Source organism: Desulfosoma sp. (assembly GCF_052743555.1).
Genome location: NZ_JBRAHS010000012.1, coordinates 1 through 22350 on the forward strand (window position 1 = coordinate 1; position 22350 = coordinate 22350).

A 22350-nucleotide genomic window follows, 5' to 3' on the forward strand; every position below is an offset into this window, starting at 1 on the left:
CAAACATGAATTGTCATATAATATAAACTATGAATGTTCAGCAATTCTCGGACAGCCTCCTAAGGCACCGGTCAGTGCAGAAAGCGCACCGCGGTAGAGCACTGCGTCATTGTTGATGAGCATAACCCAGGCTTGTCGCCAGCGGGCAAGGATAGCCTCGATGCCGCGGTTGACACCGGCGGCAAAGCCGAGGTTGCGTTCACTCACTTGCACGACAACACGGGGGTCATGCGCCCAACGTCGATGCAATTCCTCCGCAGACACACTTCCATCTTCAGAGTTATCCCACACCAGCACGGCTGTCGCACCGTCGGCCAGTAGCGAGGCAACGCATCGGCTGGTGCGGTTGGCGTCGCGGTAGTTGAGGGTAAGGCCGATGATGGGGCGATTCATAGGTTTTTCTCCACGGACTGCTTACACCCTTACACACGCCCTAGCCATCCAAGCAAGCTGCACGCATAGAACGCTTGACACTAAGGCCTTGCGTAGTTTGGTAGAAGCCATGCGCTAAACCAGTGCATGGGTTAATGTGGCATACAGCTCGATGTACTGTTGCACTTGTCGCGCATGACTGAACTGTTCGACTGCCCGGACGCGGGCTAGCTCGCGCATGGCTTGCCACAGCTCTGGGTCCTCGGCCAGACGCCTGGCGGCGGCGGCAAATGCGGCGACATCATCCACAGGACAGAGGAATCCGGTCTGACCATCGTCCACGACTTCAGGCAGGGCGGAGCTGCGCGCGGCGATCACTGGTAACCCACAGGCCATGGCCTCGACCGCGACCAACCCCAGACCTTCCAACCGGGTCGGAAAGAGCAAAGCGTCGGCATGGCGATAGGCCTGCCGTAAATCCTCGAGATCGAGCCGGCCCAGGCAGCGCGCGTTGCTCGGCAGCCCATAGCGGGCATGGCGGCCCCCACGGTCAGCGGTGTACTCGAGCTCAAACCCGCTGCCGAGCTTACGCAAGATCGGAGCAAGTAGATCAACCCCTTTGCGTCGGTCCCAGTTGCCGACATGGAGCAAGCGAAAGGGCTTGTTGGGCTGAATGCGCGGGATTGGCGTAAAAAAATCCGTATCGACCCCGTTTAGGATGACCTCGACGGGCCGGATACCGAAGGTGGTGCGCACGGCTTGGGCAGTGTATTGGCTTACCGCAACCGTGCATTGCGCATGAGCAAGCGCGTTTTTCTCGATACCGTAAATCCACAGGCGGTGATAAGCCCGCTTCAAGAGCCGTTTGTAGGGAATAAGCGCTGGATCGTGGACGCAATGATGCACTGTGCAGACAACGGGCAGGCGCTTAGGCCAAAAACGCTGTGGCAGCCAGGAATTGACATGCGCCACCGCGGCCCAGTCCGGGGGCTTGGGTTTAGGCACGGTCCAAGGGGCATACTCGGCACGCAGAGGCAGCCAGGTGATTTCCGCGTGGATGCCGCAAGCATTCAACGCAGCACAGAGCCGTTCGGTAAAGACATCCGCGCCGCTGTGGGCGCGAATGGCAGGAAACCAAACGCCCAGGGATTTAGCCATCAACACAGCGCCCTTTCGATCTGCTGTCCGAAATCGGGCCACGCAAAGCGTCTTGCAAACGCCCGACATCGTTCAGCTGCAAGTGGTGCATGCAATAGTGCCAGCACTGCCCGCGCAAACGCCTCTGCGTCGCCTGCCTTGACCAATTTTCCTGATTCACCGTCGGCGACCGCATCGACCACGCCGCCTGTGGCATATGCCACCGTCGCCAAGCCATGCGCGGCGGCCTCAACGGCGACCATGCCGAAACCTTCCGGATCAGCAGGGATCTCGCGCACGGGAAACACATGCAGATCGGCGCCGAAATAGGCGTCGGCAAGATCCTGCCCAAAGAGCACTCCAAGCCACCGCACATTGGCGCCCACCCCCGCGGATCGTGCCGCTGCAAGGATACTCTGCGGCGTTTGCACCTGCGCATGGAGCGCCTGTCTAGGTACGTCACCTACGATGACTAGCACGACGTCCGGCCTGGCGCTCACGATCCGAGGCAAAACCTCCCGCACGAACTCACATAACCCCTTGCGCGCCGTCAGACGGCCGACCGAAAGCAACACAGGCGCATGCGGCGCAAGCTGCCAGCGCTGCCGGAAACGCGCGCATGCGGTTGCGTCAGATTCGGGAATATCCACGCCTGGATGAACAATGGCAATCTTCTCTGCTGCCACGCCTATGCCATGCACGAGCTGGGCAGTCGGTGAACTATTGGCAATGACCCTATCCATCTGTCGCAACGCAGGCAACCACAGCGCACGATACACCGGATGCGGCACGACCACATCCAGCCCGTGCACATAGGCAGCCGCGCGCGCCCTGCAGGCACGCGCGGCTAGCAACGCCAACGGTGCGGTGAGTCCACTGCCAGCAAGTATGATCTGGGGTTGAAAGGCGCGCGCTTCCGAGACGGCCGCCCATGCAGCACCCAGTAAAAACCGCTCCAGTGGCTTCAGAGGAATTTCCCGCACGTCAACGCCGGATGGAGCGTAGGTAGCGGCCCCCTTTGGGGCAATCATCTTGACTGAGAATGTCTTGACCAGCTCCTCTACAAGATGACAATTCAACCGCTCCATCCCACCCCACAGCGGCGGAAAGTTACGAGTAATATGAATTAGCTTTTTTCGTTTCTCAGTCATTCAATCCAAGGCCGTCTACATAAAAGCACTGCGTCGTGTTTTGTATCATGACATCGGGCATCTTGTCATGTCGCCCCGTATGCAGGGAAGGGGTCAGGTCTTGCATTGTGCGTGCCGCGCGATCTCGACCCTGTTCTCATACGCTCGATACACTTTATAAGCCTGGGTTCAAGGTGTGTGAGCGGTCCCGTGAACTCAAACCGCTTAAGGAAGCGCAAACGAAGTTTCGGCCCAGCCAAAAGGGAGTTTCGGCGAAGGCTAACATTGGCGCAGCGAATGTTACGCGAGCGAAGCTCACGGCCGTAGCCAACACCGCGCAACGCAGCAATCCGCCTGCGCAGCCATTTATTCAGCGTTTCCTTCTTGAGCCTGCTTGGGGCGCCAGCCTCGCTGCCCCTGTGTTCCGCCTCAATTCCCGGGAAATCGTGCACTTTTTTAAGCTCACTTCATCCGCAATCTGCGTATGGTTCAAACCCGCTTTCTTCAAATCCGCAATCAGGTATCGTTGCTCACAGGTGAGCTGCTTGTAATGCTGCGGCTGAGCTCCTTTTACTTGGTCGTTTGAGAGGCTTCGATACTACCGTAGCTCACCCCAAAACAATCTTACAAAAGTTGCACTTCAAAGGTGAATCCGCGAATCTTTTTAACGGAAACTCGCATGGAAACAAGAACCTGCTACTCGCATGCAGCGATTCATTCACTCCTCCGCCTCAGAACCTAAATCAGAATTCTTCACAAATGTTGAATACCAGCTCGAACGGCGTCAGTGCTGGCAGCAGCAAACACGGCGTAACTACGCCGACTACCGGGATAACGACGCCCGCGCCAGCATGGCATGGGCTACCGGAGTACTGAAAAGTCCCGAAGCGACAGCGCGGACACATGTAGAAATCTGCTGGGGTTGATTGGCTGTCGGTCAGATACCCAACAACACGTCTTCAGCAAGAGCCGCGCCACACGCCACAAAAACCGGTGACCCCATGCGTCGCAAGAATTCGTCGGGGGAGATGCGCGGCAACCATTCCGAATTTGCCGCCACGAAGTGGCGCTGACCGCCCCACAGTCCGACATCCCCGATCATGAAAAATCGGTGCTTGGCACGCGTCTGTGCCACATTGAGCAGATTGGGTTTGTTCGCCGCCCAATTCGCGGCTCCCTGTGTGCGCTCGTCGCAACCCAGCACCATCCAGACGATACTCTCCTCCTTGCCCTGGAAAGTATGCACGGTGCCGATCCGAGCCTTGCACCAGTCTTGCAACTTGGATTTCTTGGGTGGCTTGACAACCTCTGGAGGCAACAATACACGCCAATTTTCGGGTTTGGATATCCGACCGATCAACTCGTCCTTAATCCGCTTGAACGGTGAGATGATGTAGATCGGCGGCAGCGTGCCGGTGCGTTGGTACAGCGCAACCAGCGCTTTATGCACCCGTTCGATTTGCATCGGAACGGCTTGCTTGGTGTTCGCCGGTCCCGGCGCATGGACCCAGGCGCTGTCCCCTAAGTCAAGACTATTTTTGGGCGGCCGACGCTTCTGCGGATCAGTCGGATCGAAAAAAATCATCTTCCCGGCGTAGGCGATTTCATTGGCGATAGAAAACATCGGATCAAGGCAGCGCCGGTGTACCCGTAAGGGGCAACCGATCCATTGGACGTCTTCCCCGGAACGGATCAACGCACCCAATGGATTTGCGGCATCGGCTAGGTTCTGTACCGAGACGCGATGCGGCGCGACATTCCTGTCTGGCGGCAAATCCGACGAACGGGACAACGCCTCGATCAGCTTGATGGGGACCGTAAATACTGGCTCGATCTGCAACGGATCCCCCACGACGAGGGCACGTCTGGCCCGCCACATGGCGCCCACGGCCGCCTGCGGCACGGCCTGCCCGGCCTCGTCAATGAACAGCCACCCGAGGGCGTTCGCACCCAAGTCGCGGAACTGGGTAGCGAAGGACGCGAAGGTACTCGACACCACCGGTACGACCATGAACAGGTTACGCCCGATGGCCAGCGCATACTGCGTCTCCTGCAAGCGCTTGCCCGACAGCATGTGGCAGAAGGCCACGACGTTGCCGCCGAAACGCCCCCCCTGTCTTGAGCACCTCGGCCAACCCAGCTTCATGCAGTTGCAACGCCGCCACAAAAAGTTCGGCGCGCTTCGCGTTCAAGGTCTCGTCCCACCTTAGGCCACCGATCTGCCAGTGTTCCTGCTCCAGATCGTCCGATTGCTTTGGACATGCCGCCTGCGGAAAAACCCTGGCCAATCGTTCAAGCTCTTTCTGCTTCGCGCACCATGCCGCCTGACGTTCTGACAACGCCTTCTGCGCTGGGGTGTGTGCCGCCGCAGCACGCTCTACGGCTTTTTGCGCATCATAGCGGCGCTCTTCGGTTTCGTATTTTCGGCGCAGCCATTCGCCTTGACGAAATGGAAGATGTCGAGCAGCGCCGACAACTCATTCGGGGTCAACGGAAGTGCGGTCATAGGCTGCTCGCCGAGACTGGCCTCATCCGTCGAGAGATGGAAGGACGTCTCCTTCTCAGACGTGGTGCGGAAATTCTTCAGCGCATCCTTGAGCGTCTCGACACCCGCCTGAAATGCATCGAAATCGAGCCCCGCCAGTCCATAACGCTGAATGCCGCCCAGCGCCCACGGCGCTGTGGAAACGGACACCTCTTCAAACAAGGGCTCACCTTGGGCGTTCACCTTGATGCGCGCAAAGCAGGTACACCCCTCCAGTTCGCCGCGTTCCTCTTGATCCTATTGCTCATCCGGCGTCAGCGCCTCATGGACAACGTTCTGAATGACCTTGGTCAACTCGACCTTGTGCCAAAACTTCAGGATGCCCGTACAGTGGTCGAGGGCGGCGTTTGTCTTCTTGGTGCTCATCATATCTCGCAGTTTTGCATTGCGGCTCGGGCGCTATTCACGAACTTATCGCTGCCGCAGGCTCTCGTTCTTGTACTAAAGGAGCGGACTAAGGAACCGAAGCCGCCCCTAAAAAGCCGGCGAATGGGGTGGGTGAAACCAACTCGAGCCGTTATTCAGGAAAGATCTGATCACCTCCTTCATTGCGTCGCCTGTCGTTTCTGATGGAACAACAATTGTTAGGTAGTGATTAGCCTGACAGTGTATGCCCAAAACACCATTTGGGTGAATCGCCGTCGTATATTGCATAGCTCCTCCTGTAGTCATGTAGATATTTATGACGGGGTTGATGGGAAGCCACAATTATATTTGGTAAAATGCGGTCTCCCATGGCGTATACAACCGCCGATGTCAAATAACCCAGTGACTTATGAGTTCGAGTGTTGTTGTAAAAATCGAACTATTGCCGAGACCATGGGTGTCTTTGCCTACCAATGCTGCAATCCAACCGCTCGATTCGTCCGCGCGTAACCATATGATCTGTATGGAGCTGACTTGTGGCCTTTGCCGACGTCGGCGCAGTTTCAGGGAGCGAGGTCGGAGCGAGGAATGGCCAGAAGAGAGTGGAATGTGGGCGGGGACGGCCAATTCAGGCGGATGGTGAAGTCCGCAGGCGCTCGCAAAAACCGCACGAGTACGCGGGAACCGGGGCAATCAGACAAGAAAAAACCCCAACCGAGAACGGTTAGGGGTTTCGTTAATGGTGGAGGCGGCGGGAATCAAGCCCGCGTCCGAAAGCCTTCCGCTTCAGCTTCTACATGCTTAGCCACGGTTTTGAGTTTCCCTTCCTCGGGTGACAATGATTTTTCTCTAAGCGCGTCCACAAGCGCAGTCAAGCTGCAAATGGGTTTGGAAGATCTTGAGGAGGAGCGTTTTTTTCAGTATGAACAACACCGTTGAAGATAAAAGTTTACGTCATGGAAAACAGGCACACGGCATGAACGGTTATGAAGAGGTCATCCGAGGGTACTTGGACAAAGCGTGGGCTCGGTCGAAAGGGGTTTTGCAAAGGGCGATTCCAGCCCTCTTAGAGGCCACAGGGGCGTTAAGTTTTCCAGCTTTTGGGCGGCGATGCACTGTGGAACGGGAACGTGTCCTTTTTGACGGCCATGTGGATCTGGGACCCAGGGCGGTTCTTGCCTCCATTTACATAGGCCATGTGCCCGAGCACACAGCTTCGCTGCATCCCCTCAAGGCCTTCAAGGAAATTCCCAACAGCGGTCCCTATCAAGCGGCTTTTGCGGTCCATGCCGAACAGGTCTTGGTGCCGCATGTGCCAAAGATCAAGATTCATTTGGATCACTTGCTTCAAATCTTTTCCGGACACCGCAACACGGATGCTCCATCGGGTGATTTTTCTTTTACCCTCTACCCCCTGCCGCGCATTCCCCTATACTATATCGTTCACGAACCTGACGAGGAATTTCCTGCGGCGGTGACATGCCTTTTCGGCAGTGGGTGTGCGTCGTTTATGCCTTTGGACGCCCTGGCGGACGTGGCGGAGTACACCGCCCAAAGCCTTCTGGAACACTGTACGGCTTGGGAAGTTCAGCGCAGCTGAGAGGAATTATGGGTCTCAAGCCGTTCAGCGCAACGGAGAAGCCTGCTCCTGGTTTGACAGCCCGGCATTCCTTTGCTAGGGAAGACGGGGACCGAGTGGTTCATAACGAGCGAGCGTCGTTTTGAACACCCTGGATTCAGGTGGGACGCGCCCGCTTGTGATCTTTCCTCCCTCGTGGTTCGGGAAGCCTTGGAAGGACGCATGCGGAGTTCCCTTTTTGAATGCGGTTTGGAGAAGCCCAGCAAGAGTTGGGAACGACACGCGGCTCACGCTTTTCCTACGGCGTTTCCATGCGTGAACCGTGCAAAGCCGAGCGTGGTAGGGGGGGCGAGAGTCGGTGCACGATTTTAAAAAGAACTGTTGGGGGGCAAGGTGCGGAGCCTTTATGCCCGGGGGTTGGCGGCCCTTGACGTGGGGAGGGCGAATATGACGCGGCGGGAATTCTTTAAAGGCATCCTTGGAGGGGCCCTCTGGTCCGGTATGGCCATTTGGCCGGTGCATAGCGCCTCGGCAGCCGCTCTGATTCGAAGGTGCTCCGGTATTCTCAGCTTCTACAACCTGCACACTGAAGAAGGGCTTACGGTACGATACATGAGCCGAAACGGACGTTTGGATTCGCGAGCGCTGCGGCGTCTGGACTACCTCTTTAGGTGCCACTTCACCAACACCATGCGTCCTGTGGACCGTCACCTTTATCTCTTGCTGGACGCGGTGCGAATGCGCCTTGGGGCCACTCGACGTCCTTATCTGCTTGTTTCCGGATACCGATCCCCGGTCTACAATGAATACCTGCGCCGCCAGGGACAAGGTGTGGCGGAGAAAAGCTACCACATGAAAGCCATGGCGGCGGATGTGTTCATGGAAGGGGTTTCCTTGGATGCCTTGCGATCCGCTGCCGCGGACTTCAGAGCCGGAGGCGTGGGCACCTACAGCGATTTCATCCACCTGGATGTGGGTCCCGTCCGGTACTGGTAGCCTGCAAAGCGAGTCTTTCCAGCTTCAAAGCCCTCACCAAAAGCTTGTCTCGGTCATAGATGTCCTGCCGAAAATGGACGGTGCCGTCTTCACTCACCCAGGCCGTAATGTAGAGCAGATGAACCGTACAGGGTTTGAGCAGGGGGATCATGTGATGCTTGCCGCTGGCAATGCGCTTTTCCAAAGATTCCCGCGTCCATCGGGGATCGTCTTGAAGGACGAACAAGGCCAGATCCAGCGGCTTTTCCAGACGAATGCACCCATGGCTCAAGGCTCGGTGCGGCCGTTGAAAAAGATGCCGTTCCGGCGTGTCGTGCAGATACACACTAAATCGGTTGGGAAGCACAAACTTGATGCGGCCCAGAGCGTTCCAGGGCCCGGGCAGCTGCCTGATCCGCCCGGGAAAGTTTTCGGGCCGCACCCCTCGCCAGTCGATCCTGGCGGGGTCCGCGCGGGCGATTCGGTCCCCTGAGGCCGCCAGCAGTTCGTAGTGATGGCGTTCCAAAAAGCTTGGATCTTTGCGAATCTTTGGCAGCAACTCATCAGCGGCAATACTTTTAGGCACATTCCAGTAAGGATTCAGTTCCACGTAGCGCATGACTTCGCTGAACACGGGCGTGGAGTTGGCGCTTCCTCCCACGATGACCCGCATTTTCAATACACTGGTGCCGTGCTCGTAGGCCGTCAGAGAATAGTCGGCGGTGTTGACGACAAGGTAACGGTCCCCCCAAGATCGGGGAAGCCAGCGGCGGCGTTCCAGGTTCGCCAGCATTTGCAAAAGGCGGTCTCGAGGTGACACATTGAGCGCCTCCGCGGTTTTCTTCCCCACCACGCCGTCCGCACCAAGCCCATGGCGTTCTTGAAAACGCCGCACGGCTTTGACCAGTTCGGCATCATAGATATCCGAACTCTTAGTGGGTTGAGTTCGATAGTCTCCCAGAAGGTACAGTTGACGGCGGATGGTGGAAACTCGAGGGTCCTTCTGGCCGGGGCGAAGGCTGGGGGCTTCGGGCACAGTAGGCCAGGGATCCTCAAAGGCCGCGATTTTTCGCTGTGCGGGAACCGCGGCCACAAGGCGCCAATAGTCTTCGTCAGGCGGTGCAAAATGGCGAAGGGTGCGCAGAAGGTCGCGATGGGAGAGAAATTCCTCGAGCCCTGCCAGCAGATCCGCCTGATGGGCGTGCGCGATCCACTGAGGGTCCAGGGCCGAGGGGTTCACGCGGCCCGATGACAGGTGCGAGAACAGAATCAGAAAAGCGTCGCTCAGCACCAGGTCCAGGTGCGCCAAAAGGCATGGTGAGACGGGGCGTTGAGCTTGCTGTGCAGTGTCCAGGGTCGAAAGCAGCGCGGAAAGACACGCCAGGTGATAATCTTCGGGATTTAGGCCGTGATTTGGCGCTTCTTCCTGAAGAAAGCGTACGAGCTCCTTGGCCCAAGGCGAAGACCTTGAACCCTCCAGCCACGCCGGCGCATAACCCCGATTACGATAAAAGGCGGCCAGTTCCTGAGCGGCATGAAGCTTTTGACAGGCGGCATACAGGGTGCCGTCCGCGTCGAATTGGGTCAAGGAAAGCTGCAGAGCGCTTTCAATCGTCTCGCCCTCGGTGCACGCCCCTTCGCGGCTCCAGAAAAGCAGGCCCAAAAGACCTCCCACAATCAGGAGGAGAGGGGCCATGGAGTACCTTTGAACCATGCCTTTGAACACCATCACCCAGATCCGCTTCCGTGTTTGAGTTGGCGTGCAAACCAAATAGCACGCGCCGCCTATTTGACATGATCCACTGGCTTCTGCCAAGAGGTGACGCTCATCCATAGTGAAAAAAGCCGATGGCGAACAGCGAAAAACATTTCACAAATGAATGCGCTTCTGATAAACAGGGTTTTGAAGGATGCCTGAAGTTTTTTTGCAAAAGGAACCGGCGACGGGCCGTGAAGAATTTTAAGAAAAAGCGGGACACCATCGAATACTTGGCCTTGGTCACCCAGGTGGGGTTGACCATGGCGGGAAGTATCGCCTTCTGTTTCATGGTGGGCTATTACCTGGACAAATGGCTTGGCACGCGCGGTCTTTTTCTGGTAATTTTCATCGTCCTGGGGATCGTTGGTGGGGCGGTGACGGTGTATCGTCAGATTACGGGGCTTCCAAAGGAATGAATGGAGACATACCGCACGAAACCCTCCAGGCCTATTGGGGATACCGGAGCCGATTGGCGCGGGGGGGCTTTACAATGGCGGTGGCTGGTGGTCTTGTCATTTATGGGCTCGGCTATCCAGCCGTTGCCAAGGGGTTGGTTCTGGGGGGCCTGTTCAGTGTTTTGAACCTTGTCATCATGGCCCATGTGTTGCCATATCTGGTAAGAGCCGGCATCACGAAGAAAAAGGCGACCAGCGTGGCCATGCTTTCCTTCACCGTCCGTTTGGGCGTGATCGCCATCCCTTTGCTGGTGGCCATGAAAAGCCGGAATTTTCAATTCTGGGCCGTCGTTGTGGGCCTTTTTACCGTGCAGGCGGCCGTTTTTGCGGACCATATATTGATGAGGCCATGGCGCGGCGCACGATCCTCTGCGGGCGAAGGTTATTGAGATAAGTGGCCGGTGAGCTGAAGCGGAGTAGGCTATGGAAGAGTTGACCCAAGTATGGGAATGGATATGGGAAGTTGCAGGGTATCGTTTGGTTTTTAATGCCATGACCATCATCATGACTCTTATCATTATGGGCCTTTTGATCCTCTTCGGCTTTTACGCAACACGCAAGGCGCAGTATGTGCCTAATCCGTGCCAGGTGGTGGGTGAGCTCTTCGTTCAGACGTTCTGGAACTTGACCAGAAACGCCTTGGATGAAGAAATGGCTAAGAAATATTTTCCACTTATCTGTTCCCTGTTTATGTTTCTGCTGCTTTCCAATTGGATCGGTGTGCTGCCCCACATGAATGAACCAACGAAGGACCTGAACACGACCCTTAGCCTGGGAGTGATGGGATTCTTTATCGCCCATTATGCCGGCATCAAAACCAAGGGGTTTGGGAATTACATCAAGGAATATTTTCAGCCCATTTTCTTCATGATGCCCTTGAATGTGATCGGCGAACTGGCGAAAGTGATTTCCATCTCTTTTCGTCTTTACGGAAACATCATGGGCGGGTCCATCATCATCATTGTTGTCTCACACCTTGTTTACGGGTTGATTGTGCCCCCGTTCCTCTATGCGTTTTTCGGCCTTTTTGTCGGGACGGTTCAGGCGTTCGTGTTCACTATGCTAACCCTTGTCTACATTTCAGTGCAGGTAAAGTGATCATGGCATGGGAACAAGTGGACTGGATTAGGGCGGCTGCTGGCCTTGGTGCAGGGGTTGCTGTGGGGTTTGCTGCGATTGGAGCGGCAGTCGGGGAAGGGTATGCCGCAGGTAGGGCCAACGAAATTGTGTCCTATAGACCTCGACTGGCCGGGGAGATTTTGAAAACCATGTTGGTAGGCCAAGCCGTTGCCGAGACGTCGGGCATTTTCGGGTTAGTGATCGCCATGCTCATGTTGTTTGCCCCCGCTTCGGGAAAGCCGATGCTCACAGCCTGGGCGTATTTGGCGGCAGGCTTTTCCATCGGCTTATCCGCCATTGGCTGCGGGATAGGGGCAGGTTTGCCCGCTGGGGGGGCTTGTTTAGGCATAGGCCGTCAACCGGGGGCCTCCGGTCCCATAACGACTTTGATGCTTGTTGGCGCTGGGGTGGCCCAGTCCACGGTGGTGTATGGTTTTCTCATTGCCTTGCTGATGCTTTTTAAGCAATTGCCTGAAGTGTTGACTTTCCCCCGCATCTGCGGTATCTTGGGTGCGGGGTTTGCTATGGGTTTTGGTGCCATTGGTCCGGGGATCGGTGTAGGGATGGCGGCGGGGCAGGCCGTCTACCAGATTGCCCGCAATCCCGATAACATGGGCCTTATGACGCGCACCATGCTGGTTGGACAGGCGGTGGCGGAATCCGCCGGGATTTTTTCGCTGGTTGTGGCATTGTTGTTGATTTGGGCGTCCTAATGGACAGGAGGTTGGGAGCACATGGAAATCTCAGGAGCTGACTTTGTTCGAGGATTGGCGCTCCTCGGCGCCGGTATTGCCATGGGTCTGGGTGCCATCGGGCCGGGTGTGGGCGAAGGCTATGCGGCAGGGAAAGCCTGTGAAGCGGTAGGCCGCCGTCCGGAGGAAGCGGGTCTTCTCACGCGAACCATGCTTGTGGGCCAAGCTGTGGCGGAATCGACCGGTATTTATTCATTGGTTGTCGCCTTGTTGCTCATGTTTGTGGTGAAGTAAATCCAGCGCAGGGCCAAAAACGAGTCAGCCATGATCAGCCTGAATGCAACGATCTTCGTTCAAGTGTCCTTGTTTCTGGTGCTGCTCTATATCCTGAACCGCCTCATGATCCAGCCGCTCCATCGGCTTATTCTGGAGCGGGAACAGGCCATCAAGGAAAAGGAGAGAGCGCTGGCATTCGTGGGAGCGGAACTGGAAGAAATGGCGGCGGCTTACAACAGGCGGCTCCGTGCGGCGGAAGAAGAGGCCCAAAAAGCTAGGGCAGCCATGAGGGCTCGGGCCGCCGAGGAAGCCCATCGGACGATGTTGACCACCCAGGAAGAGATCGTGGCGCTGCGCCAAAAAGTGCGCGCCGATGTGAAAAAGGAGCTGATCAAGGCAAGAAAAGATCTAAAGAAGTTGGCACAAGCCCTTTCCTACGAGATTTCCGCGAAATTGGTGGGGCGAAAATTGTAAGAGGCCTGGAGTTTCGAACATGCTGCGAGCCGGTGGTATCATGGGGGGTGTGACGGCGGTCGTTCTGCTCTTGGCCGAAAAGGCCCACGGTGCATCGTCGACCGTCTTCGGGATCGACAGGTCCTCATGGGATTTGATGTGGCGATGGATCAATTTCGGAATCCTTGTCTTCTGCATCCATAAGTACCTTAAGGGTCGCTTGGTCGGTTTCATTCAAGGACGTCGACAAGCTATTGCGGGCGTCTTTGATGGGCTGAGCGCCAAGGAAAAGGCTTTGGAACAGCGCCGGCGCGAGCAAGATGCCTTGCTGGCTCAGTTGGATAAAAAGATTGAGAGCATCAAGGCCTATTACCACGAGATCGGCCAAGAAGAAAAAGACAAAATCCTTGCGCAAGCTGAACGCTATCGAGAGCAGATCCTTCAAGATGCCAAGCTCGCGGCCGATCGGGAATTTGAAGAAGCCAAAAAGAGATTTCGCGCCGAAGTGGTGGAAACAGCGGTGGCTTTGGCCGAAGAGCGTATTCGAAAAAAAATCACCAAGAAAGACCAGCGGGCACTGCTGGAAAGTTACCTCGGCCAATTGGAGGCTTTGCAAAGGGGGACCAAGACGGCCGGGCCATCGACCTTGTAGCGCTCGATAGAGCTTTGATCACAGCGGATCCAGAGGGGGCCTTTGAAAAGCCCCCTTTTTTCATAGCTTAAACCCGACGGAGCGGTGTGCTCCACGGGGGCATGGGCTCAGGTGAAAAAATCAAGCCGTGGGCTTGCAAAACGACGGCTTGAGTGGCTCACATGGTTTGAGCCGATCAAGGCATGGTCCTTTCTCCATGAGCTCATGGGTGTTTCAGCGAGAGAGCCCTGCTGGGCCGCGAGCTGTGCGGTGTAGGCTGAAGTCCATGGCTTGAACACTTTTCAGACGAACACCATGGGCGGGACATGGAATGGAGCGAGCCCACCGGGAGGCCCGTAAGCGAGCCAGAGGATTGATTCGGCAACGACGGTAGGTTTTCTTGATGGATGAAGCCGCCGCCAGCCATGCCTCGTGGCCAGCTTGAAGACTTTGTTCAAAGAGGTGAAAATCGGACCAGCGAATGTGGGATACCTGCGGGCGAATAATAAAGTCCGCGTGCTTTAGGCGCAGTTTGTTTAAGGCGATGCGGGACGCCTCACTGCTTCTCAGGGCATATTCCAGCGCGCAACTGGGTAAGGGGTGCATGTCGGCCACTTCCGTAGAGGTGTCCACGGCGAGCACGAAGTGAGCCCCGAGGCGTCGTGCGGGAAGGCAAGGCACGTTGTCGATCCAGCCGCCATCCACCAAGAGCCTGCCACGGTAACGCACAGGCGGGCCCATGCCGGGAATGGAAACGCTGGCACCCAGGGCCTTGAGAAGGGACCCTGTGGTCAAAACCACCTCTTCGCCCGTGAGAATGTCCAGAGCGACGGCGCCGAAAGGGATGGGCAGATCCTCAATGCGAATGTCCGGGACGATCTCCGCGAGGAGTTTCCAGTAGTCGTCTTCGGGAACCAGGCTGGTTCGCGTAACGAGGCGGGTGTAGAGGTAAGTCTTTCGAATTTGCTGACTGAACCGGTCAAAAAGAGACGAGGCGGAAGAAACGGCGCTGTTTTCGTCCACAGCTAGGGAGAGGGTTTCGCGAAAGATGGTGCTGTGGACAAAAGTGCGGATCTTGGCCTCGACGACGGCCAAAGTGCCGTGATGGGCGTAGAGGGCGCCGATGATAGCCCCCATGCTGGTGCCCAGGATCATGTGGACGGGAAGGGTTTCGCTGTCGAACATGCGGAGAACACCCAGGTGTGCGATGCCCCTGGCGGCGCCTCCGCTGAGGACCAAAGCGGTTTTCAACATGTCAACTTGCCTCTTTGACGAGCCGCGCCGCCGGCAGGCGGCGCTCTCGGTTTTTGGTGCCAAAAAAGATATGCCTCGGAAAAGCAGGGTTGCGCAAGGAGATTGCATGGTGATGACTTCGACGGAGCATGTCTGGATCGATTGTGAGACCCACCGATTGGAAGCCGTGGTGCAGCGGGGATCCTTGGACAATGGCGCTCTTATCGGTCACCCGCATCCTTTGCACGGGGGGGGCCATGGACAACAATGTGGTCTTGGCCCTGGAAGCGGCGTACCGGGATCGAGGATGGACGACGGTGCGGTTCAATTTCCGTGGCGTCGGTGCGAGCACCGGAACCTACGGGCATGGCGACGGGGAAGCCCAGGACATGATGTGGGTGCATCGGTGGCTTGAGTCTGCTGACGTTGGAAAGATCCACATGGCCGGGTATTCCTTTGGCGCTTGGGTGGTCCTCAAGGCCTGCCGGCTGGGGATAACGCCGCAGAGTCTCGCTCTCGTCTCCCCTCCGCTGCACTTCTTGGACTTTTCGAATCTTTCCCTTCCCTCATGTCCCACCTGGGTCATCGTCGGGGATGCAGATGCCTTTGCGGAAGCGCCCCGTGTTGCCGCATGGGCCGAGACCCACAGCGCCCAAGGAAACCCAGTCCATGTAGAGGTGTCCCTTCAGACCGACCATTTTTATTGGGGCCGTGAGCAGGAAATCCGGCGGCGTCTGGGACTCTTTCTGGATGCCCTCACGGGATCGGTCAAAAAGTCGTGAATCACGGCATTCAAGGTGTCGCGGCATTCAGCGTGAATGGCGTGACCGGCCCCCTCCAGCTCCACCAGAATGGCGTGGGGAAGCAGCTTTGCCAAAAGGTGCGCATTGGCTCCCGGAACTAGAACGTCTTCCGTGCCTGTGACCACCAGGGTGGGAACACGAAGGTGGGGAAGTCCATGGGTGGCGTCAAAGTCTTGGATAGCCGCCAGTTGGCTGAAAAAGGCTTCTTGGGGCTGCCATGGTGCATGGATTTGCACAGACTTGTAGGTTTCCACCGCCTCCTTGTGCTGCGCCAAAGCTTCAGGGCTGAAGAAAAACGGAAGGTTTTTGGTCACGATCTCTTCCTGACTGAGCCCTTGATTGTTTGTGAAGCGGGCAAGAACTTGGGAAGACGGTGGAATCTTAAGGAGACCTCCGGGATGCGTGCAGCCCAGGACCAGGGCGTCAAAGCGTTCGGGAGCGTTTAGGGCTGTTTGCTGAGCAATCATGCCGCCCATGGAGAGGCCGACCATGAAGCATCGGTCGATGCCGAGATGGTCCAGCAGAGCGAGGGTGTCTTGGGCAAAGTCCTTCATGCTATAGGGTCCTGAGGGCATGGAGGAGCGGCCGGCGCCCTGGTTGTCAAAGACGATGGTTCGGTAGTGGCGGCTGAAGTAGGGAATCTGTCCATACCAGGACCACGTGCCGCCGCCAAGGCCGCTCACGAAAAGAAGATTCGGTCCGTCTCCATGGACTTCGTAGTAGAGTTGGACGGAAGGGGTTGTGAGCACGGGCATGGCAGTTTCTCCTCTTTTTTGCGCTAACCTTTCAGTATCTCTCATGGTTTCAGTTGCCGTTTGCGCCCTCGAGGCCCTATGGTGTATGTAAACACTATTTTGGGACGGTCCCGGGCAACGACAATCGTGGGAGGCGCCATGAGCGACACGCTGCACGCCGACCGTTTTTCCCATGTTTCGCCAATCCAGGCAAGGCGTTCATTCGGTTTCCATGGTGAGGAGGAGCTTATGACGGCGCGGTTCACCCTGCTCAAAGACATGATCGTTATGGATCGTCACACAGGGCTGATGTGGCAAGGGGAGGCGTCCCCTGATCGGCTCATGTGGCCTGACGGCTTTGCCTATATTGAACAGCTCAACCGAAGCGGATGGGGAGGCTTTGACGACTGGCGCTACCCGACCCAAGAAGAACTGGCCACCTTGCTCATGGCTGAAGAAAACCCGTCCACAGGCCTCTACATCGACCCGATCTTTGGGCAGCAGCGCTGCGTGTGGAGCAGTACCGAAGCGGGCCACCACAAGTCGGTCTATGCGGATTTCTACTACGGGGATTTTTACGTGGTGGAACAAAAATACGCCAACCATTTTGTTCGAGCCGTTCGAGGACAGCGCAAGTAGCATTGATCCCTTGCTGGAATTTAGAACCAAACCCAGCGCCGTGAGTGGAGAAGGGGTGTGGCGCCAAGAGATACCACGGGCCTTCGAGGCTTAGGTTTGTCGTCGGCCCAGGCGGTCAGAGCGCCGGTGGAGGTGGCTTTGGTGGAGCCTGAGATTCCTCCCAACACCGGCAACGTGGCGCGCACGTGTGCCGCCGCCAATACGCCCCTGCACCTGGTGGAACCCCTGGGTTTTCGCCTCACCGACCGGCACTTGAAACGGGCTGGACTTGATTATTGGCCATACGTGGATGTGACCGTTCACCGTTCGCTGGAGCATTTCCTTTGCCACATGGAGGGGCGAAGGCTTCTTTTCTTCTCCAAAAAGGGCTGCCTAGATTACGATGCTTTTAGCTATGAGCCGGGGGATTGCCTGGTGTTCGGTTCCGAGACGCAAGGTCTACCGGCATGGCTTCTGGAAGCCCATGCCGACAGAGTGCTGAGGATTCCCATGGATAGTGCCCACGTGCGCAGCCTCAATCTTTCCACCGCGGTGGGCATTGCGCTCTTTGAAGCGCGAAGACAACTGAAGGAACAGCCGTCACGGATCCGGCCGCAGGCGGCGCGTCCCCTGTGAAGAGATTGCTCATCTGAAGGACGGTCTTCCAGGCCAAAAGGCAAAGGGATTCCATGGAGACGCTACCCAAAAAAAGCCTTGTCCTGAGAATGATTGAGCTGTGTCCCGAAATTCAGGAATTGGGCCTTTACTCCGTGGTGGTGGGTCGAGGGACCCATTACTGAGTGGTTTTTTTTGAGAGTAGGGACTGCTCGAAAAAAGATCCTCCCTTAAGTTCGTTTATCGTTGCCAAATCTTCCGCTCACAACGTGTCCACGTGGGAGCGCGACCTCAAGCGTGCCATTCGCGAAGCGGTCAGGAAGCTAGGCGAAGTCCGGTGCCCGGCCCCTTCCACCTCATCCCTGCGACTGTGTCGTACATCCGGAGTGAAAAAAAGTGGCGGAAATCGAATGGAAAGGCATCATCTGGAAAGCTGCTTATGGTGATCTATCCATTAAGGATCTTCTGACGATTCTCAAGGGGCACGGTCCCATGGAAGTGCTTCGGTTCCGCAAGCCCGGAGCCTTTTGGGGAGAGCTGAGCGTGTCCTTGACGCCTCAAGGTACCAAAGAGATCACCATTTACCATCTGGAAGTGGAAGGGCCCAAGCGGTGCGGCCAAGGGCGCCGGGCGCTTCTGTGTCTGAAGACCATCTTTCGCGGTGAAGTGTTTGTGGAGGACCCCGGGCGGGTCATTCGCGTCGCCAATGCAGACCAGGCCAGCCTGCCTTTCTGGATCAAGATGCATCTAGAGGGTATCATTGACGCTTTGGAAAGTGAACACGTGAGCCTCTCGCATGATTCGCCTCGAGAGAAGGTGGAGCGGCTGCTGCGCGAGATGACCCAGAAGCCGACGGTGGGTCAGGGTGATGTGAAGAATGCAGGCGAGGGAAAAAGTCAAACCGCTGAAAGAAGCGGCTGAACTGTGCCGAGAGCTCAGAAGCCGTGGCCGACGCATTGTTTTCACCAACGGGTGCTTTGATCTGCTGCACCTCGGGCACTTGCGCTACTTGGAAGAAGCCCGCGCCTTGGGCGATTACTTGATTGTTGCCGTCAACTCCGATGCGTCGGTGCGGCGCATCAAAGGAGGTCATCGGCCCTTGGTGGATGAAAAGGCACGGTCGGAACTGGTGGCGGGTTTACACTGCGTGGATTGTGTCGTGCTCTTTGATGCGCCGAATCCCTTGGCTGAGATTCAGGCTTTGGACCCCCACGTGCTGGTCAAGGGAGCGGATTGGCCGGTGGATCAGATTGTCGGAGCCGACTGGGTCATCGGTCGGGGCGGCACGGTGGTGCGCATTCCGGTGGTGGCAGGCTATTCCACGTCGCGGATCATCGAAAAAATCTTGAGGCAAGCATCCTGCTCCTGAACGTGGTTCTGTGGCCAAAACGAAACCCTTCTGGGAGCTTGTCTGAGGACAGCTATATTAGGAGCGGCGCAAGCCGCGACGCGCCTGATCGCGCCTTTCGGCGCTCCTACAGCCTCAAGCCGAAAGGACGCGCCCAAACCATTGGCGGACGAGCTCCTCGAAAACGTGAACCGCTGATCCTGTCATGGACCTTTCTCCTCTGATTTTCGCAGAAAATCTGACACGGATTTACCCTTTGGGCCCTGTGGGTGTTGTGGCTCTCAGGGATGTGACCTTTTCGATTTCTTCAGGTGAATTCGTTCTGCTCAAGGGCAACAGCGGTTCCGGCAAGAGCACGCTTTTGGCCTTGCTGGGTGGCTTGGACCGACCCACGTCGGGTCGGCTTCATGTGGCCGGTGTTGACGTGACGGCCCTAACTGAAAGGGAACTCACCCAATATCGGCGCCGCGTGGTGGGCATTGTGTTCCAAAGCTTTCATTTGCTGCCCACCTTGACGGTGTTGGAAAACGTATGCCTGCCTGCGCTTCTTGCCGGGGCTTCCTACGAATCCACGCAAGCCAAGGCCCTCCATTGGCTTAAGTGGCTGGACATGCTGGATCGGCGGCATCATTTGCCCGGAGAACTTTCGGGGGGTGAAGCCCAGCGCACAGCCGTCGCTCGTGCGCTCATCAACGATCCTTTGGTGATCCTTGCCGATGAGCCCACCGGCAATTTGGATACGCGCAACGGGGCCCGTGTCGTGGACATCCTAGGCTCGCTCCATCGCGATCACGGCCGAACCATTGTCATGGCCACACACAGCCCTATTGCCGATGAGGTGGCCACGCGGCATTTGTGCCTGCGGGACGGCACCATAGTGGACGATCGATGTCTGTCTCTCTAGGACTGCGCCTCTACGGCTGGTTTTCCCTTCGGTACGCTCGGCGGCATCTGTGGCGCACCGCGGCGGTTATTCTGGGTCTGAGCTTAGGGGCAGGGGTCTTTGTGGCGGTTCGGCTCGCCACGACCACTTCGGTGCGTTCCTTTGAACGCAGCATGGACGCCGTGTCGGGGCGTGCCCATTTTGTAGTGACCCGCCCGGGCGAAAGCGTCCCCTTTTCCCTTATTCGTGACCTGTTGTCTGTGACGAACGTTCAAACGGTATCACCGATAACGAGTCTTGTGGTCCGGGTTGAATCTATGGGGCAAGGCGCCGAGAGAGGCGCTGTGGCTCGCTGGATGGGGCTGGACCCCGTTTTGGATCGCCCTCTGAGACCCTGGGCGGCGCAGCGGCCTGAAAAGGCAGAAGAAGCACAGGGGTGGATGCGCCTCATGAGTGAGCCCGACACGGTTTTCGTGGGATCGGCCCTGGCCGGTACGTTGGGCCTGGAAGCCGGATCGGCCGTCATGGTCCAATATCAGGACCGCCGCAGAATCCTCAAGGTATTGGGAATTCTCAAGGATGAAGGATTGGGATCGGCCGAAGGAGGCCTGATCCTTCTTTCGGACTTGGCGACGGTTCAGGAGTTTTTAGGGCGGTTTGAAGGCGTGGATCGTGTGGAAGGCGCTTTTATCGAAGGCCGGAGCGAAGAGGGGTTTCGGGAACTGAAAAATGTCTTGGGTTCGAGCTATGCTGTGGATCGGCCTGTGGAGCGGGCACGATCGGCGCGTTCCATGGTGGCCGCTTACGAACAAAACCTCTCGGTGCTCAGCTTCGTGTCTCTTTTTGTGGGCATGTTTCTTGTCTACAGCCTCACGGCTTTCAACAGCGCTTCTCGGCGGCGGGAAGTGGCTGTAATGAGAGCCCTGGGCGCTTCCAAACGCTTCGTGTTTTCTATTTTTATCTTAGACGGACTGGTCTTGGGCCTGCTGGGATGGGCCGTGGGGATTCCGGTGAGCTGGGGCTTTTCCAGGCACTTGATGGAGGCAGTCAGCGCCACGGTGACCCTGCTTTTTGCACGGGTGGACGTGCGAACGGTGTCGTTGAGCGTGTGGGATGTGGTTGTTTCCATCATTCTCACCACCGCTGTAGCCGCCCTGGCGGCCTGGCAGCCGGCTCACCACATGATGATGGTGCCTCCGACGGAAGCCATTCGCCCTCGCAGTTCGGCACCTCATGAAGAGAACAAAACGCGACGTCTGACCACTATAGGCCTTGGTCTGCTCGCCTCAGTCTTGCCTCTATCCTTAATGCCGCCCTTGAGGGGTGTTCCCGTGGCGGGGTACGCGGCGGTTTTTTTTCTCTTTTGTGGATTTTCGCTCCTGGCCCCTGGAGTCCTCAAGCGCATCTCCACAATGCCATCTACACTGGCGCGGCGCCTGGGCGGCGAGCCGTGCGTGCTGGCGTTCAGACAGTTGGAAAAAGCCGGAGCGCGGATGGCCGTCTCGGTGGGCGCCCTCATTACGGCGGTGGGGCTTTTTACGGCTCTCGTGGTCATGATTTCCAGCTTTCGAAAGACCGTGGAAACCTGGGTCTTTCAGACGGTCAGTGGGGATCTTTTTGTGCGCCCCATGATGGCCGACCTGAACGGCTACAGGGACCCGCTCCCGGCGCATTTGGTTCACTTTCTGCAAAACATTTCCGAAGCCGATGTGGTGGCCTATCGAAGAATCCCCGTGACGTATCGCGGTGTGGACTGTGCTCTGGAGGGCATCGATCTGGACGGGTTGTTGCGCCACGGGGGGTTTCTCTTTTTGCAAGGAAATCCTCAGCATGCCTATAAAGCCATGAAGGCCGGAGAGAGCGTGATGGTGAGCGAAGTCTTTTCCCGTCGCACAGGCCTGCGTGTGGGGGATGGCATGGCTCTGAGCGTGCACGGTGTCCCTTTGGAATTCAGTGTAGCTGGCGTGTACAGGGACTATAGAACCCAGAGCGCCGTCATTTACATGGACCTCAAGGTCTTGCAGGAGCGAACCAAGGACCGGGCCTGGAGCGGCGTGCGGCTGTTTTTTCCGGGATCGGAAGAGGCCAGGGCGCAGCGGGCTCGTGAGGTTCGAGACGAGATTCTTGGGCATTTTGGCACTCGTGATGTCCCGGACGTCATGGTGGGAAGCACGCTTCGGCGGGACATTCTTCGTGTCTTTGACGAAACCTTTGCGGTGACGACGGTCCTTCTAGTGATGGCCCTCATGGTCGCCGGCCTGGGCATGATGACCACCCTGGCCATCATGGTCCTGGAACGCATGGTGTCTTTGAACACACTCAAGGCTATCGGAGCCTCCACGGGCCAGGTGCGCCGCATGCTCTTATGGGAAGCCTTGTTCTTGGCTGTGGCGGGGCTTGTTTTGGGCGTCGTTTGTGGTTTTGCCCTGTCGGTGATCCTCATTGAAGTGATCAACGCTCAGTCTTTCGGCTGGACTTTTCTTTATCACGTGGCCTGGGATCAACTGGGCGTGGCTTTTCCTCTCATCGCAGCGGCGTCCCTGGCAGCCACCATTCCCGCACAGCGCTTGGCATTCCGTTACAGCCCCGTCGTGCTCCTTCGAGAAGACGAGCACTGAAGCGCCCCC

Annotated in this window: 25 protein-coding genes and 1 pseudogene; 16 read left to right on the plus strand and 10 right to left on the minus strand. The window is 57.2% G+C overall.

Annotated elements, in window-relative coordinates:
* Window positions 1-27 precede the first annotated feature (27 nt).
* The 7 genes and pseudogenes from ACUVSA_RS09090 to ACUVSA_RS09120 form a co-directional block, all read right to left on the minus strand.
* Window positions 28-393 (minus strand): glycosyltransferase, encoded by a 366-nt coding sequence (locus ACUVSA_RS09090; RefSeq protein WP_445894569.1) that lies wholly within the window; start codon window positions 391-393, stop codon window positions 28-30.
* A gap of 114 nt (window positions 394-507) precedes the next feature.
* Window positions 508-1530 (minus strand): glycosyltransferase family 4 protein, encoded by a 1023-nt coding sequence (locus tag ACUVSA_RS09095; protein WP_445894570.1) that lies wholly within the window; start codon window positions 1528-1530, stop codon window positions 508-510.
* On the minus strand, window positions 1530-2660 hold the full coding sequence (locus ACUVSA_RS09100; RefSeq protein WP_445894571.1) for a glycosyltransferase family 4 protein: 1131 nt from the start codon (window positions 2658-2660) through the stop codon (window positions 1530-1532). Before ACUVSA_RS09100 ends, ACUVSA_RS09095 begins: the two co-directional genes overlap by 1 nt.
* A gap of 360 nt (window positions 2661-3020) precedes the next feature.
* Window positions 3021-3159: pseudogene (locus ACUVSA_RS09105) on the minus strand (IS30 family transposase); the annotation flags it as partial.
* A 417-nt stretch (window positions 3160-3576) separates the two neighbouring features.
* Window positions 3577-4785, minus strand: a complete 1209-nt coding sequence (locus ACUVSA_RS09110) for a DEAD/DEAH box helicase (protein ID WP_445894572.1) — start codon at window positions 4783-4785, stop codon at window positions 3577-3579.
* A gap of 231 nt (window positions 4786-5016) precedes the next feature.
* Window positions 5017-5346: a hypothetical protein gene (locus ACUVSA_RS09115; RefSeq protein ID WP_445894573.1), complete on the minus strand. Its 330-nt coding sequence runs from the start codon at window positions 5344-5346 to the stop codon at window positions 5017-5019.
* Between the two features lie 75 nt (window positions 5347-5421).
* Window positions 5422-5553, minus strand: coding sequence for a hypothetical protein (locus ACUVSA_RS09120; protein WP_445894574.1), 132 nt, complete (start codon window positions 5551-5553; stop codon window positions 5422-5424).
* Window positions 5554-6472: 919 nt separating this feature from the next.
* Here ACUVSA_RS09120 and ACUVSA_RS09125 point away from each other — a divergent pair.
* Together ACUVSA_RS09125 and ACUVSA_RS09130 are read left to right on the plus strand one after the other, a co-directional pair.
* Entirely contained in the window at window positions 6473-7150 is a 678-nt protein-coding gene (locus ACUVSA_RS09125; RefSeq protein ID WP_445894575.1) for a DUF3786 domain-containing protein, read from the plus strand.
* A 426-nt stretch (window positions 7151-7576) separates the two neighbouring features.
* Complete coding sequence (locus ACUVSA_RS09130) at window positions 7577-8125, plus strand: DUF882 domain-containing protein (protein ID WP_445892626.1); 549 nt, start codon at window positions 7577-7579, stop codon at window positions 8123-8125.
* Here the strand turns inward: ACUVSA_RS09130 and ACUVSA_RS09135 are convergent.
* Window positions 8088-9800, minus strand: coding sequence for a L,D-transpeptidase family protein (locus ACUVSA_RS09135; protein WP_445894576.1), 1713 nt, complete (start codon window positions 9798-9800; stop codon window positions 8088-8090). The two genes, ACUVSA_RS09130 and ACUVSA_RS09135, sit on opposite strands and share 38 nt — an antisense overlap.
* Before the next feature lie 254 nt (window positions 9801-10054).
* On the opposite strand from ACUVSA_RS09135, the gene ACUVSA_RS09140 reads away from it, so the two are divergent.
* From ACUVSA_RS09140 to ACUVSA_RS09170, 7 genes are read left to right on the plus strand one after another with little or no spacing between them, the layout of a single operon-like run.
* Window positions 10055-10279, plus strand: a complete 225-nt coding sequence (locus ACUVSA_RS09140) for an AtpZ/AtpI family protein (protein WP_445892628.1) — start codon at window positions 10055-10057, stop codon at window positions 10277-10279.
* Window positions 10276-10707 carry an ATP synthase subunit I gene (locus tag ACUVSA_RS09145; RefSeq protein WP_445894577.1) on the plus strand — a complete coding sequence of 144 codons (432 nt, stop codon included), beginning with the start codon at window positions 10276-10278 and terminating at the stop codon, window positions 10705-10707. The genes ACUVSA_RS09140 and ACUVSA_RS09145 overlap by 4 nt, the downstream gene beginning before the upstream one ends.
* Before the next feature lie 34 nt (window positions 10708-10741).
* A complete protein-coding gene (gene atpB, locus ACUVSA_RS09150; RefSeq protein WP_445894578.1) occupies window positions 10742-11416 on the plus strand; it encodes a F0F1 ATP synthase subunit A in 675 nt (224 codons plus the stop codon).
* Window positions 11417-11418: 2 nt separating this feature from the next.
* A complete protein-coding gene (atpE, locus tag ACUVSA_RS09155; protein ID WP_445894579.1) occupies window positions 11419-12150 on the plus strand; it encodes an ATP synthase F0 subunit C in 732 nt (243 codons plus the stop codon).
* Between the two features lie 21 nt (window positions 12151-12171).
* Window positions 12172-12423: an ATP synthase F0 subunit C gene (gene atpE / locus ACUVSA_RS09160; protein ID WP_445894580.1), complete on the plus strand. Its 252-nt coding sequence runs from the start codon at window positions 12172-12174 to the stop codon at window positions 12421-12423.
* A 30-nt stretch (window positions 12424-12453) separates the two neighbouring features.
* On the plus strand, window positions 12454-12879 hold the full coding sequence (locus ACUVSA_RS09165; protein WP_445894581.1) for a F0F1 ATP synthase subunit B family protein: 426 nt from the start codon (window positions 12454-12456) through the stop codon (window positions 12877-12879).
* A gap of 19 nt (window positions 12880-12898) precedes the next feature.
* Complete coding sequence (locus tag ACUVSA_RS09170; RefSeq protein WP_445894582.1) at window positions 12899-13510, plus strand: F0F1 ATP synthase subunit B family protein; 612 nt, start codon at window positions 12899-12901, stop codon at window positions 13508-13510.
* Window positions 13511-13723: 213 nt separating this feature from the next.
* Here ACUVSA_RS09170 and ACUVSA_RS09175 read toward each other — a convergent pair whose 3' ends face one another.
* Window positions 13724-14743 carry a patatin-like phospholipase family protein gene (locus tag ACUVSA_RS09175; RefSeq protein ID WP_445894583.1) on the minus strand — a complete coding sequence of 340 codons (1020 nt, stop codon included), beginning with the start codon at window positions 14741-14743 and terminating at the stop codon, window positions 13724-13726.
* A 191-nt stretch (window positions 14744-14934) separates the two neighbouring features.
* Here ACUVSA_RS09175 and ACUVSA_RS09180 point away from each other — a divergent pair, with 191 nt between their 5' ends.
* Entirely contained in the window at window positions 14935-15504 is a 570-nt protein-coding gene (locus tag ACUVSA_RS09180; protein WP_445894584.1) for an alpha/beta hydrolase, read from the plus strand.
* Here ACUVSA_RS09180 and ACUVSA_RS09185 read toward each other — a convergent pair.
* A complete protein-coding gene (locus ACUVSA_RS09185; RefSeq protein ID WP_445894585.1) occupies window positions 15423-16280 on the minus strand; it encodes an alpha/beta fold hydrolase in 858 nt (285 codons plus the stop codon). The genes ACUVSA_RS09180 and ACUVSA_RS09185 overlap by 82 nt on opposite strands.
* Before the next feature lie 228 nt (window positions 16281-16508).
* Here ACUVSA_RS09185 and ACUVSA_RS09190 point away from each other — a divergent pair, with 228 nt between their 5' ends.
* The 6 genes from ACUVSA_RS09190 to ACUVSA_RS09215 all read left to right on the plus strand — a co-directional run bounded on the left by ACUVSA_RS09190 (window position 16509) and on the right by ACUVSA_RS09215 (window position 22341).
* Complete coding sequence (locus tag ACUVSA_RS09190; protein ID WP_445894586.1) at window positions 16509-16898, plus strand: Lcl C-terminal domain-containing protein; 390 nt, start codon at window positions 16509-16511, stop codon at window positions 16896-16898.
* 57 nt (window positions 16899-16955) lie between these two features.
* Window positions 16956-17513: a tRNA (uridine(34)/cytosine(34)/5-carboxymethylaminomethyluridine(34)-2'-O)-methyltransferase TrmL gene (trmL, locus tag ACUVSA_RS09195; protein ID WP_445892639.1), complete on the plus strand. Its 558-nt coding sequence runs from the start codon at window positions 16956-16958 to the stop codon at window positions 17511-17513.
* A 375-nt stretch (window positions 17514-17888) separates the two neighbouring features.
* The gene (locus ACUVSA_RS09200) at window positions 17889-18413 is read left to right on the plus strand and encodes a hypothetical protein (RefSeq protein ID WP_445894587.1); all 525 of its coding nucleotides are present in this window, start codon (window positions 17889-17891) and stop codon (window positions 18411-18413) included.
* Window positions 18370-18861, plus strand: a complete 492-nt coding sequence (gene rfaE2 / locus ACUVSA_RS09205; protein ID WP_445894588.1) for a D-glycero-beta-D-manno-heptose 1-phosphate adenylyltransferase — start codon at window positions 18370-18372, stop codon at window positions 18859-18861. Before ACUVSA_RS09200 ends, rfaE2 begins: the two co-directional genes overlap by 44 nt.
* Window positions 18862-19045: 184 nt before the next feature.
* Window positions 19046-19744 carry an ABC transporter ATP-binding protein gene (locus ACUVSA_RS09210; protein WP_445892642.1) on the plus strand — a complete coding sequence of 233 codons (699 nt, stop codon included), beginning with the start codon at window positions 19046-19048 and terminating at the stop codon, window positions 19742-19744.
* Complete coding sequence (locus ACUVSA_RS09215; RefSeq protein ID WP_445894589.1) at window positions 19729-22341, plus strand: FtsX-like permease family protein; 2613 nt, start codon at window positions 19729-19731, stop codon at window positions 22339-22341. Before ACUVSA_RS09210 ends, ACUVSA_RS09215 begins: the two co-directional genes overlap by 16 nt.
* Window positions 22342-22350: the final 9 nt, after the last annotated feature.

What these genes read in the sequence shown, in the direction of transcription:
- ACUVSA_RS09090 (WP_445894569.1), bottom strand. Translation starts at nt 393, where the DNA reads ATGAATCGCCCCATCATCGGCCTTACCCTCAACTACCGCGACGCCAAC.
- ACUVSA_RS09095 (WP_445894570.1), bottom strand. Translation starts at nt 1,530, where the DNA reads ATGGCTAAATCCCTGGGCGTTTGGTTTCCTGCCATTCGCGCCCACAGC.
- ACUVSA_RS09100 (WP_445894571.1), bottom strand. Translation starts at nt 2,660, where the DNA reads ATGACTGAGAAACGAAAAAAGCTAATTCATATTACTCGTAACTTTCCG.
- ACUVSA_RS09110 (WP_445894572.1), bottom strand. Translation starts at nt 4,785, where the DNA reads ATGAAGCTGGGTTGGCCGAGGTGCTCAAGACAGGGGGGGCGTTTCGGC.
- ACUVSA_RS09120 (WP_445894574.1), bottom strand. Translation starts at nt 5,553, where the DNA reads ATGATGAGCACCAAGAAGACAAACGCCGCCCTCGACCACTGTACGGGC.
- ACUVSA_RS09125 (WP_445894575.1), top strand. Translation starts at nt 6,473, where the DNA reads ATGAACAACACCGTTGAAGATAAAAGTTTACGTCATGGAAAACAGGCA.
- ACUVSA_RS09130 (WP_445892626.1), top strand. Translation starts at nt 7,577, where the DNA reads ATGACGCGGCGGGAATTCTTTAAAGGCATCCTTGGAGGGGCCCTCTGG.
- ACUVSA_RS09135 (WP_445894576.1), bottom strand. Translation starts at nt 9,800, where the DNA reads ATGGCCCCTCTCCTCCTGATTGTGGGAGGTCTTTTGGGCCTGCTTTTC.
- ACUVSA_RS09145 (WP_445894577.1), top strand. Translation starts at nt 10,276, where the DNA reads ATGAATGGAGACATACCGCACGAAACCCTCCAGGCCTATTGGGGATAC.
- atpB (WP_445894578.1), top strand. Translation starts at nt 10,742, where the DNA reads ATGGAAGAGTTGACCCAAGTATGGGAATGGATATGGGAAGTTGCAGGG.
- atpE (WP_445894579.1), top strand. Translation starts at nt 11,419, where the DNA reads ATGGCATGGGAACAAGTGGACTGGATTAGGGCGGCTGCTGGCCTTGGT.
- atpE (WP_445894580.1), top strand. Translation starts at nt 12,172, where the DNA reads ATGGAAATCTCAGGAGCTGACTTTGTTCGAGGATTGGCGCTCCTCGGC.
- ACUVSA_RS09165 (WP_445894581.1), top strand. Translation starts at nt 12,454, where the DNA reads ATGATCAGCCTGAATGCAACGATCTTCGTTCAAGTGTCCTTGTTTCTG.
- ACUVSA_RS09170 (WP_445894582.1), top strand. Translation starts at nt 12,899, where the DNA reads ATGCTGCGAGCCGGTGGTATCATGGGGGGTGTGACGGCGGTCGTTCTG.
- ACUVSA_RS09175 (WP_445894583.1), bottom strand. Translation starts at nt 14,743, where the DNA reads ATGTTGAAAACCGCTTTGGTCCTCAGCGGAGGCGCCGCCAGGGGCATC.
- ACUVSA_RS09180 (WP_445894584.1), top strand. Translation starts at nt 14,935, where the DNA reads ATGGCGCTCTTATCGGTCACCCGCATCCTTTGCACGGGGGGGGCCATG.
- ACUVSA_RS09185 (WP_445894585.1), bottom strand. Translation starts at nt 16,280, where the DNA reads ATGCCCGTGCTCACAACCCCTTCCGTCCAACTCTACTACGAAGTCCAT.
- ACUVSA_RS09190 (WP_445894586.1), top strand. Translation starts at nt 16,509, where the DNA reads ATGACGGCGCGGTTCACCCTGCTCAAAGACATGATCGTTATGGATCGT.
- rfaE2 (WP_445894588.1), top strand. Translation starts at nt 18,370, where the DNA reads ATGCAGGCGAGGGAAAAAGTCAAACCGCTGAAAGAAGCGGCTGAACTG.
- ACUVSA_RS09210 (WP_445892642.1), top strand. Translation starts at nt 19,046, where the DNA reads ATGGACCTTTCTCCTCTGATTTTCGCAGAAAATCTGACACGGATTTAC.
- ACUVSA_RS09215 (WP_445894589.1), top strand. Translation starts at nt 19,729, where the DNA reads ATGTCTGTCTCTCTAGGACTGCGCCTCTACGGCTGGTTTTCCCTTCGG.